Origin of the sequence: Rosistilla oblonga (assembly GCF_007751715.1) — a bacterium.
GTDB lineage: Bacteria > Planctomycetota > Planctomycetia > Pirellulales > Pirellulaceae > Rosistilla > Rosistilla oblonga.
In genome coordinates, this window is the sequence record NZ_CP036292.1 from 4,269,613 (window position 1) to 4,282,659 (window position 13,047).

The 13,047-nt window shown below is 59.8% G+C and carries 9 protein-coding genes; 3 read left to right on the forward strand and 6 right to left on the reverse strand.

What is annotated here, in order from left to right:
* Positions 1-21: 21 nt before the first annotated feature.
* From CA51_RS15030 to hemP, 5 genes are all read right to left on the reverse strand, one after another.
* Entirely contained in the window at positions 22-1,452 is a 1,431-nt protein-coding gene (locus tag CA51_RS15030) for a hypothetical protein (protein WP_231745716.1), read from the reverse strand.
* Between the two features lie 424 nt (positions 1,453-1,876).
* Positions 1,877-2,680, reverse strand: a complete 804-nt coding sequence (locus CA51_RS15035; RefSeq protein ID WP_145121945.1) for a hypothetical protein — start codon at positions 2,678-2,680, stop codon at positions 1,877-1,879.
* Between the two features lie 1,228 nt (positions 2,681-3,908).
* Positions 3,909-4,250 carry a TMEM14 family protein gene (locus CA51_RS15040; RefSeq protein WP_145121947.1) on the reverse strand — a complete coding sequence of 114 codons (342 nt, stop codon included), beginning with the start codon at positions 4,248-4,250 and terminating at the stop codon, positions 3,909-3,911.
* Between the two features lie 466 nt (positions 4,251-4,716).
* Positions 4,717-5,373 (reverse strand): energy transducer TonB, encoded by a 657-nt coding sequence (locus tag CA51_RS15045; RefSeq protein ID WP_145121949.1) that lies wholly within the window; start codon positions 5,371-5,373, stop codon positions 4,717-4,719.
* Positions 5,374-5,404: 31 nt separating this feature from the next.
* Positions 5,405-5,596, reverse strand: coding sequence for a hemin uptake protein HemP (hemP, locus tag CA51_RS15050; RefSeq protein WP_145121951.1), 192 nt, complete (start codon positions 5,594-5,596; stop codon positions 5,405-5,407).
* 425 nt (positions 5,597-6,021) lie between these two features.
* Between hemP and CA51_RS15055 the strand changes: the two genes are divergently transcribed.
* Positions 6,022-8,454: a TonB-dependent receptor plug domain-containing protein gene (locus CA51_RS15055; protein ID WP_145121953.1), complete on the forward strand. Its 2,433-nt coding sequence runs from the start codon at positions 6,022-6,024 to the stop codon at positions 8,452-8,454.
* A gap of 96 nt (positions 8,455-8,550) precedes the next feature.
* Here the strand turns inward: CA51_RS15055 and argS are convergent, their stop codons facing one another.
* Positions 8,551-10,527: an arginine--tRNA ligase gene (argS, locus tag CA51_RS15060; protein ID WP_145121954.1), complete on the reverse strand. Its 1,977-nt coding sequence runs from the start codon at positions 10,525-10,527 to the stop codon at positions 8,551-8,553.
* A 324-nt stretch (positions 10,528-10,851) separates the two neighbouring features.
* Here argS and CA51_RS15065 point away from each other — a divergent pair, with 324 nt between their 5' ends.
* Both CA51_RS15065 and CA51_RS15070 read left to right on the forward strand, forming a co-directional pair.
* Positions 10,852-11,886, forward strand: a complete 1,035-nt coding sequence (locus CA51_RS15065; protein WP_145121956.1) for an SDR family oxidoreductase — start codon at positions 10,852-10,854, stop codon at positions 11,884-11,886.
* Between the two features lie 6 nt (positions 11,887-11,892).
* Positions 11,893-12,984, forward strand: a complete 1,092-nt coding sequence (locus CA51_RS15070; protein ID WP_145121958.1) for a glycosyltransferase family 4 protein — start codon at positions 11,893-11,895, stop codon at positions 12,982-12,984.
* Positions 12,985-13,047: the final 63 nt, after the last annotated feature.

Consider the following 13,047-nt stretch of genomic DNA (forward strand, 5'->3'; position numbering starts at 1 on the left):
GATCGGCAGGCGAAGCGGTCCCTACGAATTCGCTTCCAGCACGAGTTCGCTTCTACCCTTGGGCAAGTCGAAGCAGGCGACTAGGTTTTGCTCGTCGGCGATCCATGTTCCTGCATCCAGTTTCGATCGACGGGACGCCTGGCTCAGGAGCGTGCGAGCGTTTCCGTGCTGGAGACTCACCGGTCCCGCGGCGGCGTCAATTTGCAACGTGTAGCGCTGCGTCGCGAAGGGGGCTGTGAGCGTTAAGCGATTGCCTTCGCGGCGGATTTCGGTCAGTTGTTTCGCGGCCCAGTAGCGAGCGATCTCGCTGACCTTCATCCAGATCGTGTCGTCGGCGAATCGCGACGCCAACGATTTGACAACTCGTTTGAAGGAATTGAATCCCTCTTGGCTGCCATTGCTGTACATCCCCGGCCAATGACAGATCATGACCGCCGGTTGCCGCCGCTGGATCAGTTCGACCATTCGGCCGCTGGTCGCGGTGGCGTTGCAATAGCGGTCGGGGACGGAGAGCGAATCACCTTGCCAACCGCCAAACCAATCCCCCGTTCCCGCCGGAACGTTGACTGTTAACCGGACGTCGTCGGTCCCCACGCCGCGCAAATGTTCGAGCTTCGGCTCCGTACTCTCGTCCCCCGAGATGACGTATTTGAAATAGTGCGGTAGATCGACGCCGTAGACGTCGCGAACCGCCTGGTCGACCGCGATCGGCAGCTCGGCTTTCATCGAATTGCCAAAGCCGCCGGGTGTGGTGATTCCTTCGCAGGGGAGATCACAGTTCTTTACAAGGCGAAGTGCATAGGCGAGATAGGCGGCCAATTCGTCGACGCTCTTCTTTTCCTGAGGATACGAATTCTCCATCGTTGCGGCGCTGATCTGCTGCATCGGTCGGCCGGTCTTCAGATCGATCACCCGCGTGTGCGTGATCATCTCGGGATGAATATCCCAGTTGGGGAGCATCAAGTCGCGGACAAGTTTTAAGCTGGACTGCAAATCGGCTCGCGACCAACCGGGCAATTCTCGGTCGAGCCAGCCGACGCAGGCGGGATTGGGAACGATGCTGTACTTTCCTTTCACGCCCTGGTCGGCACACCATTCGCCAAACTGGCGGACAAAGCTGTCGGGGATCTCGCGCGGCCATGATCGCCACGGCTTTTGATACTCGGCGCGATCTGGCATCGCGGTGGCGAACTGCGGAGTGCAAAAGTGCCCCATGTTCACCAAGCAGGTCGAATCATCGATGATGAACGACAGCGGCACGCGATCGCGCGGCATCAGCACTTGGATGCCTGTCGGCCGGGTCGGCAGCGGAGCCGACGACGCGAGCTCAGGCGTCTCGGCCAAACCTAAACGTGGCAGCCCCATACCAGCCACTGCCGTCGCGGCACCCCAAGCCGACCCGCGAAGAAACGCTCGCCGGTCCTGGATCCTTAATGTTTGGTGCTGGTTCACGTCGGACACTCCCGGTTGCCGTTTGCCTGCTACCGGCGGGCACAACACGGCTCGCCGAACGGCACTATTCTATCGTGCTCCGAAAGGCGGATGGAAACAACAAGACCTTCCGTCCCAGGGCAGGCAACTATTTGAGCTTAGAGCCGGACAGAAAAGCGAGTTCTAAAATCTGGTGCCGATCCAACCCGAGGTTTCCAGTCCGCTTCGAAGGCCGGCACATGCAGGCGATGACTGTGTGTCGGCCTCCCGGCCGCTTGGTTTGTCCGTACCCAAGCAACCGGCGGCTTACACGGCCGGCAGTTCGCGTGTCGGCCTCCGGCCTGTGGTGCTGGCGATTCGCTTTGGTGTGAGCAGGTGGGAGATGGAGCCCATAAGCGTTCCGTTAGACAAGAGAATGGAGAGCAGTGCTTTTCACTGGCCCACTCTATCGCGTCGTCATCGGTCCCATTTTCACGACTTCGAAGTCGCTCCCTCTGACTTGACGGATCGGAGTCAGTTCATCATGCACCCAGCGATCGTCGGGAGCGCCACTGACAAACCAGTCGCCACCGTTGTCGGCCAGGATCATGCCGTAGGTTTTTAATCCTTCGAGCAGCACTCGCGCCGGGCCGCTGAATTTGGAAGTGTCAAAATCAGCTTTCAGTCGCACTCTCATGCCCATCGGGGGCAGATCGGGATCGTTCTCTTTGCTCGCGAAATGTGAGGCGGGGAAAACGTAGGCGCGGCGAGACTTCTTTACAGTGAATCGCAACGCGTGCGTCAACTTTTTTGTCACACAAAGTTCATCGTAGCGAGCCAGGCCAGGCAGGATCGGCAATCCGGCGGCATCGGCGCTCGTCCAGCCTGCCGGACGCGGCTTCAGATCTTTCAGATCAAAGACCGCACCACTGGCAGCTTTCCACGACTTACCGCCCTCGATCGGGAACGCATGAAACAACTCGTAAAGTCGCCAGTTGTCTTTGTCCAAGACAATCACATGGCGGTCGCCGGCGCCTTGCGGGCCACCCTCGATCGGAGCGTCTGGCGGAATGGGATAGGGGCCGGGATCACTTTCGCCCGTATAGCGAAACGCGACTGGCACGTTAGGCTGGTCACCGCTGACCACGTAATACGGGATACCGGCAGGCACCCCCTTCCAGATCAGACCGAAGTCTTCATGCAGCCTGGTCTGAGCACCGATTCTGGCAATGATGGCGTCGCTTCGTGGATCGACCGGGTCTTTTGACACATCGCGATTCCACTCGTCACCAGCTGGCATAAGTCGAACGCCACCGAGATCCGCATTCGGGCCGACCGGGAGCTGCGGATGTTGTGCCAACGCAGCGGTGGCGAACAATAGGAGTGGAACCAGGAAGGCCGTTGGTCGCATGGTGCTTTTACCCGAGCTTAAGCGGTTCGTTTCAGGAAATGCCATGAAACCAATCATACCAGAAACGGCGTCGGATTCTCCGATTGCTGCCAGCCATGAAGAACGACCAAGAGGTACGGAGGCTTTTTAATGGACGCACGGAACCAACGACGCTGTCCGCCGCTGGGCAGGCAACTATTTGAGCTTAGGCAAAGCAGCCGCAAAGCGCTAGCGGCTTATCGGTTTAATCAGCCGTTTGGGCGTTAGCGCCGGTTCCGCTGCCACTAAACCGGGGCTAACGCCCAAACGGCTAATGGAAGGAGGCTCGTTGTGACTAAACCGACAAGCCGCCGGCGCGTGGCGGCTGATACCTCATACAGCCCTGGCAGTTATACGTAAGTCACTGTGAGTTGTCGCGACCGAACGCTTGCCAGTCTCGTGAGAAGTCTTTCGTTCATCGCAGGCCGATGCCCATCGCATTCATCCGAGTACGGGCCGCAGGCTCGGCCATTTGCATAGCCCAGGCCATCGGCCTGGGTTCTAGTGGCGATGATTGACGTGGTTGGGCTGTAGGCCCGGTCGATTGTCACCACCCACCCCGGGGCGTTGCCTCTTCGCCCGTTGTGAAATGAAACCGGGCGACGTCGGCTGATACCCAGCCCTGCAGGCTGGGCTATGCAAATTGCTGGACCTTCGGCCCGCGCCAGGGCTGTGAGGAATGTTCCTGTCCCTTTCGCCGTTGCCCATCGCATTCATCCGAGTCAGGGCCGCAGGCTCGGCCATTTGCATAGCCCAGGCCATCGGCCTGGGATCTAGTGGCGATGTTTGCCATGGTTGGGCTGTAGGCCCGGTCGATTGTCACCACCTACCCCGGGGCGTTGCCCCTTCGCCCGTTGTGAAATGAAACCGGGCGACGTCGGCTGATATCCAGCCCTGCAGGCTGGGCTATGCAAATTGCTGGACCTTCGGCCCGCGCCAGGCCTGTGAAGAATGTTCCTGTCCCTTTCGCCGTTGTCACCTGGAGAACCGGACGCTAACGCGTGGCGGCTGATAGTTCATATTGAAACACGGTTTAGCCCCGACCTCGGTCCGCCTCGATTCCCGCAGGCTATTTGAGAAGACTGAAAACGAGCGTGCCGACGGTGATCAATCCGAGGATGACCACGAGCAGGTTGGGCATAACCTTCAACTTCTTCCGCAACGAGGGACCAAACTGGCCGATCAACAGCAGCGAAACAACGATCCCTAGAATCGCTCCCGCTGTGATGCCTTTGGCGATCAGAAAGGCCGAGATCAGAAGGAGCCCGCCGGTGATGCTGCCTGCGATTAAAGAAGCCTTGCTTTGAGCTTTGACATAGCCCATGACGCCTCCAAAGACGACAAAAGCTCCAAAAATTGCTGTCACGATTACCGGAAAGTCCACACAAGTCTCTTTTGATTCAATTGCCAAGTTCCGGCAGCGATGATTCCGCGGATTCGAACACAGATCGATCCACGCAAGCTGCCTTTCCACGAATTGTAGTGGCTCGCCCCCAAGCTGCTAAGCCGCTGGTGGAGAGTCCATTCATTTTTGTTTAACCGGGCGGGCGTCGCCCCGCGTCTTTGAAGGGTGCGCGGCCCGATGAGCAAATCGGGGCTTGAGTCTGGGTGATCATATACACTGACGCCAATAGCGCTGGCGCGCGGCCCGCTGGGCACGCGGTTAAACGCAATACCGTCCACGACGTCCCGCCGCCAATTCTTTCGACGGTCCGAGGCTCCTTCGTTGAACGGTATTGCGGTTAAACGAAAAAAGACAACCACTGCGTCTTTCCGACTCGATGAGAAAGCACTCGATCGCGTCCTATCGCACGATGCACAACGCATCAACAACAGGAACCGCCGGTCCTCGAGAAGCATTTTTCAGCAGCCGTTCCTTACAAACGGAAACGGATCGGCAGGACTTCTTCGCTGGCGACGGGGCGGCCGTAGCGCCGCGCTGGCTGGCCGGTCCACTTTTTCACAGCCTCCAGCGCCGCATCGTCGAGCGTTGCGTGACCGCTCGACTCGACAACCTCCACATCTTCCACGCGCCCCGTCGAATCGACGAACAGTCGCAATAAGACCGTTCCCTGCAGCCGGTCCCGGACAGCTTGGCTCGGGTATTGTGGCGGTTCGTTTGCGGTGAAACTGGCCGGTTCTTTCTCCGACAATCCCGTCTGCTGCTGGATCGGAATCGTTGTCGCCGCAGGGGGACGCATGCGACTGGCGACCGCACGGCGCATAACCGGCATCGTTTGCGGAGTCACCTCCGGAGGCGTGGGAGAAGCCAGTGCGCGACGCGATAAAGTGGAGTGTTGAACCGGTTGGAACTCGATCGGATCCTCACGCGGCAACGGAGGCGTCGGTTCGATCGTCATCGCCACCGATTCGACCGCCGCAGGTTGAGCGATACTCAATTGAATCGAGATCACATTCCGCTGCCCCGATGACGTAAACCGCTCGCTGACCGCCAACGGCACCGCGCACATCACCACCAGCGCCGACGCATGGACGGCGAAGGCAAAGCTGGTCGAGCGGAAATAGAGGTTCAAAATCGGTTCACGCCACTGGGGAAAGCTCGTTCTATTTGGTCAAGTATAACTTGTCGGCCGAAGTTACCCGAAGCCGGTAGACCGCATCGCCATGTTGAATCCAGACCTCCCGCCGACCGCACAACAAATCGCTCGATGAAACCATCCGCGGTCGGTCATCGGATTCCCCAAGCGGTTTCTCGGCGGGATCGGCTGGCGGGAAGCGTTCATTGTCGTCGGGCATTCGGTGGCGATGCGGGTGAAAGGCAAAGAGAGAGCGGCAGGGGGACGGCGGCACGGGATCCTGAGTCCCTCGCGAGGCAGCCAACCCTTTTCTATGCACACGCTATGCCAGACGCTGCACTGGCCATGATTTAGCTGGATAAGCCGCAGAACGCTGTCCTGCCGCCTGGATCTGTCGCGGTCGCCGCTTATCTGCGATCGCGCAGATGGCGGATTCGCCACCCTACGAGATGGATTTTCCGTCGCGAAACTCGCCACAATGGTCGCCTTTTGCTCCTCTTGGGTTGAGTTTGACGGTCCGGTTGTGAAGATCGAAGCGGCTGGGTCGGGGGGACCGATAGTCCTCGATGTAGCACTCGGAACGATTAGGCACGTCTAGCTCGGTCGCCACGGCACGCCCATCGTTCCGGTTTGAAGGACAATTCGATGAGAAAGTTAATTGCGTTCGCCCTCGCTGCCGTTCCAACAGTGGGGTTGAATTTGTACGCCGACCAGCCGATTCAGCCGGCCGTAAGATTAGCTGCACTGATGCAGGAGGATGCTCAGCCGACGTTGCCCGGGATCGAGATTCGACCTCCCGTCGTGGAAGCTCCCGAACCGGCCGTGGAGACGCCCGCGACGCCATCCGATGGTTCGAGTCTGCTCGATTCACCAGCGGTTGACTTCGACTTTCCGCCAGCGGGGCAGGCACCGCTGGGCGATCTGACAGCTCCGTTTCCCTCGGATCCCGCACCGTCAAACAACAGCGCCAACCAGCCCGCCGGCGCGACAACCAATCCGTGGACTAGCGGCGGGTTCCCGTCGTTGAGTCAGCAGACGTTTGGCGGAACGGCCAGCGATCCCACGGGACTCAATAGCGTCCTGCGGAGCGAGTCGAGCATCTGGGACGCGCCACAGCTGGGGACGATCGTCGACCGCCAGGATCTCGAGCGACGGCAGGCATCGTCGATGTACCGCGCGTTGCAAAACGAGGTCGGCGTGTTGTTGCAACAGACCGGCAACGGGCAACTGTCTCCCTTCATCCGCGGACTCACGGGGCAACAGATCCTGGTGCTGATCGATGGCATCCGGATGAACACCAGCATCTTGCGTCCCGGTCCCAACCAATACACCGGCACGATCGATCCGGGAACGATCGAGCGGATCGAAGTCATCCGCGGTGCGGAATCGGCGATCTGGGGGAGCGATGCGATCGGCGGCGTAATCAACGTCGTCACGCGGTCGGCCGATCCACTGCGCGGCGACTACCTGAGCCCTCAGTTCACTCAGTTCTACAGCACCGCCGAAGCCTCTTCGTACACGCGAACCGCTTTCAGCGGATGGTATGGCGCGACGGGCGTCACCGGCGGCGTGTCGTATTATGACGTCGGCAACCTCGACATCGGTGGCGACATGGGCCGCCAAGCCGCAACCGACTACACACAATACGCTGGCGATGTGAAACTGCAACGGATGCTCCACCGCGATCACATGTTGACCGTCGCCCTGCAGCACTTCGAACAGAACGACCTCAAACGCAGCGATCGCTTTTTGCCCTTTGTGCTCGGGCCACCCTCCAACGGAAACATCCCGACGCAGCGACCAACCGTCTTCGATCCCCAGCAACGCGACCTGATCTACGCTCGGTTGGAAGGTATCGTCGAAGACGACCTGTTCTTCGCCGACGCCTACTCCTTCACGATGTCCGGTTCGCGAACGAAAGAGGCGACCGTGGTCGACCGATACGCCGACAACGATCCGACCTCGGTCCCAACGCGTCGCGAGATCGGTGAGTTCGACGACCTTGGCTGGGGGAGCGTGTTGTCGATCGTCAAAGACATCGGCGACTTTGGCAAGTTGACCTATGGTGCGGATTACTACGACGAATCGATCGACGCTCAACGCGTTCGGATCGACAATCCGACCACCGGCGGCGCGACGCCAACGCCTATCGATCCGCAATACCCCGACGATTCGAAGGCCGACCGCGTGGGAGTCTATCTGTCGTGGCACGTTCCGTTGACCGAACGGCTCGACGCGACCTCGAGCGTCCGCTACGAAAACATCAACGTTTCGGGGACGCCCAACTTCACAACCCTCGGGCCAACCTACTTTGAACGCTCCTATCAAGACTGGATCGGCAGCGTCGGCCTCAGCTATCGCTTGACCGACGAGTGGCGTTTGATCGGCGGCGTCTACGAGGGCTTCCGCGCCCCGACGATCGACGACCTGACCGCCAACAAAGACTCGCTGCAGAACAACGTCTCGGTGCCGCTTGTCGGCAACTTGGCGGTGCAGCCCGAGCACAGCCTGACTTACGAAGTCGGATTCAAGTTCAATTACGATCGGCTGCGGATGCAAGTGGTCGAGTTCTGGACCGACTTCGACAGCTTTCTGTCTCGCGAAACGATTGGCGGCGTCGACTTCCTGACCAATCAAACCGCGTACCTCAACGGCACCGAACTGACGGGGGAATATATGTTGCATCGCAACCTGGCCCTCTACGGCAACTTCGCCTACACCTACGGCCAGCTGACCAGCAGCAACGAACCGATCTCGCGGATCCCGCCGATCCAGGGGATCGTGGGGCTGCGATTTGATGAGCCGAAACAAGGCTGCTATTTCGACATCTACACTTGGATGGTCGATCGAGCGGAGCGCTACAACGACGCGAACCTCGGCGACGTCCGGTTCATCCCCGGCGGCACGCCAGGCTATGCGACGCTGAACATTCGGACCGGGCAGCGATTTGGCGATGCCAACCAGCACCTCGTGTCGCTCGGCTTGGAGAACATCACCAACAAGTACTATCGGGTGCTCGGCAGCGGAGTCGATGGAGCTGGATTTAACGCCATTTTCGGATACCAATACGAACTGTAGACGCTCGCCAAATATCGCCTGCGAAAAACGAAAGCCGCGTTGGAAACGGATTCATCCGATTTCCGGCGCGGCTTTTTCGTGCGTTCAACAACACCGCTACATTCGCGGCACGACATCGATGCCCAACAACTTCAGTCCTTGGCGCAGGATCCTCGCCGTGGCGGTGACGATCGCCAATCGGCTGTGCAGCGTCGCGGCGTCGTCCGCTTTCAGAACGGGGCATTGTTCGTAGAAGCTCGAATAGGCTTTGGCGACATCGTACAGATAGTCGACGATTACGTTGGGACGATAATCTTCCAACGACTGGTCGATCGCTTCGCCGAATTGCAGCAACCGGATCACCAACGCCCGTTCGGCGGGGGCACCGATCAGGATCGCCGAATCGCCATCGATCACTTGCTGTTCGCTCGATTCGGCGCGGCTGAGAATACTCTGCATCCGGGCGTAAGAGTATTGAATGTAGGCCGACGTGTTGCCGTCCAGGGAGACCATCTTTTCGAGACTGAACTTGTAGTCGCTGGTTCGGTTGTGAGCCAGATCGGCGTATTTGATCGCTCCGTGCCCGACGACTCGCGAGATCGTCTGCTTCTCATCGTCCGACAGCGGCGGATCGATCTTCGCCACGCGATCGGGATCGCAGACCGCGGCAAAGGCAGCGTCGACGGCGTCGTCCAAGAGAGCCTCCAGCCCAACGGTCGATCCCGATCGTGTCTTGAACGGCTTGCCCGATTCATCCAACACGGTGCCGAAGGGCAGGTGCTTCAGTTGCACGTCGCCGCAGCCGAGCTTGCGTCCGACGATAAAGACCTTTTCAAAGTGCTCTGCCTGGCGATGGTCGGTGACGATCAAGATCTCGTCGGGTGACCACTCGCGCATCCGATACTCAAGCGTCGCCAAATCGGTCGTCGCGTACAGGTAAGCCCCATCCTTTTTGCGGACGATCATCGGAGCTTCGAACTCGGGCAGGAAGACGCACAACGCGCCATCGCTTGGCTGAGCCAATCCGGCGGCTTCCAGTTGTTCGATCACACCGCCCAGCATCTCGTGATAGAAGCTCTCGCCATGCTGATGATCGAACGAGATGTCCAACCGGGTGTAGATCTTGTCGATCTCGTCGCGGCAATAGGGCAGAACCTCGTGCCACAGCGCCAGGTTCTCCTTGTCCCCCTCGTGCAGCTTGGCCGTCTCTTGCAGCACGGTCGCGGCGATCTCGGGATGCGCCAGCGCCAGATCGTGCAGCGGTTTGTCGGCTTCGACCGCAGCGATTTTTTGACGCGTCGATTCCAGTTCGGCGCGTGTGCTCTGCAGCTTCCGCTCCGCAGCGGCTACGTTTTTCTGAGCCTTCTTTTTCGCTTTCTTCTCGGTCTCGGCAGCTTCCGCGGCAACGGCGGTCGCCAGATCGGCTGTCGCTTTTTCGATCGCAACCGAACGTTGCGGCAGCGACGCGACGCTGTTGTGGTAGTCGATCAGATTGTTGACCAAGCGATATAGACGCAGCAGTTCAGCGACCGGCTGCGACGCAAACGCCTCGCGGTCGAGGAAGTGCTTGTAGCCGTAGATCACCATTCCAAATTGAGTGCCCCAGTCGCCGACGTGGTTGTCGGTGATCACGGTATGGCCAGCGAACCGCAATAGTTCGGCGATCGCGCTGCCGATCACCGTCGATCGGATGTGTCCGACGTGCATCGGTTTGGCGACGTTGGGCCCCGAATAATCGAGGACCACGGTGCGAGGATTGGCGGCGACGGCGACGCCCAGTCGCGGGTCGCGCAACATCGCGGTCGCCTGCTGCGCCAGCCAGTCATCCTTCAGACGCAGGTTGATAAATCCGGGACCAGCGATTTCGGGCGGATCGCACAGATCGTCGACCTGCAGCGCCGCGACGATCGATTCGGCGATCTCGCGCGGCGGCTTGCCCAATTCATTCTTCAGCGGCATCGCACAATTGGACTGATAATCGCCGAACTTGGGATCTTGAGTCGGACGCAGCAATTGGGCGGCTTCGTCGGGCGAAGAGGTCAGACCGGCCAGAGCGGCGGAAAAGCGGTGTTTCAGTTCTTGCTGGATTTGCATGGGTCGATGGGGCAATAAAAGGTGAGTCGCCAGTCCTAAGGTTCTATAGAGGAAGGCTATCAGATCTTGAATTTCCGTCGAGGGCAGGTGGGCCGAAGTGAGCCGGCGGTTCGCCGCGAACCGCGTGGGTTTGCCCGACTGGTCGCGGCGGTGCCGATTTGCCTAGATCGGCCCAGTCTGCTACAAGGGGACGGCGATATTTCTCGCGAATCGCTCCTCGCCGCCCGCAGTGGCTGGCGGGTTCTTTCGCGATGGTGCCGACACGATTTCATCCTCTCGGGCAATTGATCCGAAGCATCCGATAAGCCTACAAAAAAGTTCCTCATGGACGCAGAGATACCGCTGCCTTTGATCGTCACCGGAATCGCTGGTGTCGCTGGTTACAATGCCTTCCGCTATTTGCGAGCTCGCTTTCCCGGCCAGGTCTACGGGGTCCGCCGCGAGGACAATTGGCCTCTTTCAGGCGATGGGATCCTGGGCTGCAATTCCGACGACTTCGATCGCTGGCAGCAGATCATCGATCAAATCCAACCGGCGGCGGTGCTGAACTGCGAGGGTTCGTGTGCCCTGAAATCGTGCGAATTGGATCCGCAGATGGCCGAGCGGATCAATGTGACGAGCGTCGAAAATTTGATCCGCGTGCTCGCGCCGACAACCCGCTTCATCCATCTGTCGATCGATTTGGTCTTCTCGGGCGATAAAGATGGCGGATACACCGAAGAGGACACTCCCGATCCAGTGACCGTCTACGGCAAGACGATGGTCGCGGCGGAGCGTTTGGTTTTGGAGCGACGCCCCGACGCTTGTGTGCTGCGGATTTCGCTACCGATGGGGATCAGTTTCAACGGGCACGCTGGAGCGATCGATTGGATCCAGTCCCGTTTTAAGAACGGCCGCCCCGCGACGCTCTACTTTGATGAAGTCCGCACGCCGACCTATACCGATTGTTTGAACCTGGTGGTGGAGCGGTTGTTGGGGAACGATTTGGCGGGGCTGTATCACTGCGGCGGGCCGCGGAATTTGAGCCTCTACGAGATCGCTCAGGTCATCAATCGCGTCGGCGGTTACGATCCCAAGCTGTTGATGGGATGCCCGCGGATCGACGCCGGACCGATGCCGCCGCGAGCGGGCAACGTGACAATGGACTCCAGTCGCTTGATCGCCGCGTTGGGCGATGAGGTCTTTCATCCGTGGCCGCTGGATTGTTCGATGGTTCCCAGCGATGTCGACTGGCACCACGATCGATCGACGTTGCAGGGATCGCCTGAACTGCTGGCCGACGTGCTGTATCGCAACCCGCGCCGCGTCGATTCGATGCCCGAGTTCGAAGATATCGAATCCCCCTCGTCGTCGAGGTAGCCACGCGTGCGAATCACTTGTGCCATCCATTCGCTGACCGGCGGCGGTGCCGAACGCGTGATGGCCGGATTGGCAAACCGATTGGCTGTCGAACATGCGGTCACTCTGATCACGCTCGATGCGGCGGGCGAGGATCGCTATCGATGTGACGCATCGGTTGAGCGAATCGGGCTGGACCAGATGTCCGAGAGCGGTTCGATCTTCCAGGCGATCGCCAGCAACCGACGCCGGATCGCGGCGATTCGCCAAGCGGTCGCGGCGAGCAAGCCCGACGTCGTCCTCAGCTTTTGCGATAAGATGAACATCCTGACGCTCGCCGCCTGCAAGCCGCTGGCGGTGCCTGTCGTCGTCTCCGAACGGACTCAGCCCGCCCATCAACCGATCGGACGATTTTGGGCGGCGCTGCGCCGCTGGCACTATCCTCGCGCCGCCGCTTGCATCGTGCAGACCTCTGCCGCCGGCCGCGCTGTCTCGGCCTGGACCTCCGCGGCGACGACGATCATTCCCGCCGCGATCGATCCGCCCGACGCCAACGGAATCGTCGACGATGTCGATCGCCGCGAGAAGACATTGGTTTCGGTAGGCCGATTGTCGCAGGAAAAACAGATCGATCGCTTGATCGACGCCTTTGGGCAACTTCCCGAATCGCTGCATGATTGGAACTTTAAGATCTACGGCGACGGACCGCAACGGCCGGCACTCGCGCAACAAATCGAGACGCTTCGCTTGACGGAGCGCGTCGAATTATGCGGCTGGTGCGACGACGTCGGCGCAGTGTTCGCGAAGGCGGGAGCGTTTGCATTGACCAGTCGCTACGAAGGCTTTCCCAACGCGTTGTTGGAAGCGATGGCATCGGGCGTTCCATCGCTGTCGGTCGATTGCGACAGCGGTCCCGGCGAGATCATCGACGACGGGCAAACCGGCTTACTCGTCGAACAGGATGATCCCGCCGCGTTGTCCGCCGGCTTGGCGCGGCTTTTGGCAGACCGCGACCTGCGCCAACGGCTCTCGGACGGCGGGCGTTCGGTCGTCGATCGGTACAGCTGGGATCGGTTTGTCCAAGCGTATCTCGATGTCTTGCGATCGGTGACCGCTTGATTCATCCGCCGATTTGATCGACAGTATCGCTCCGCTCCTTTGCTGATTCACGCTCCCTGAGGT

What these genes read in the sequence shown, in the direction of transcription:
- hemP (WP_145121951.1), bottom strand. Translation starts at nt 5,596, where the DNA reads ATGCCCGACGACAATGAACGCTTCCCGCCAGCCGATCCCGCCGAGAAA.
- CA51_RS15055 (WP_145121953.1), top strand. Translation starts at nt 6,022, where the DNA reads ATGAGAAAGTTAATTGCGTTCGCCCTCGCTGCCGTTCCAACAGTGGGG.
- argS (WP_145121954.1), bottom strand. Translation starts at nt 10,527, where the DNA reads ATGCAAATCCAGCAAGAACTGAAACACCGCTTTTCCGCCGCTCTGGCC.
- CA51_RS15065 (WP_145121956.1), top strand. Translation starts at nt 10,852, where the DNA reads ATGGACGCAGAGATACCGCTGCCTTTGATCGTCACCGGAATCGCTGGT.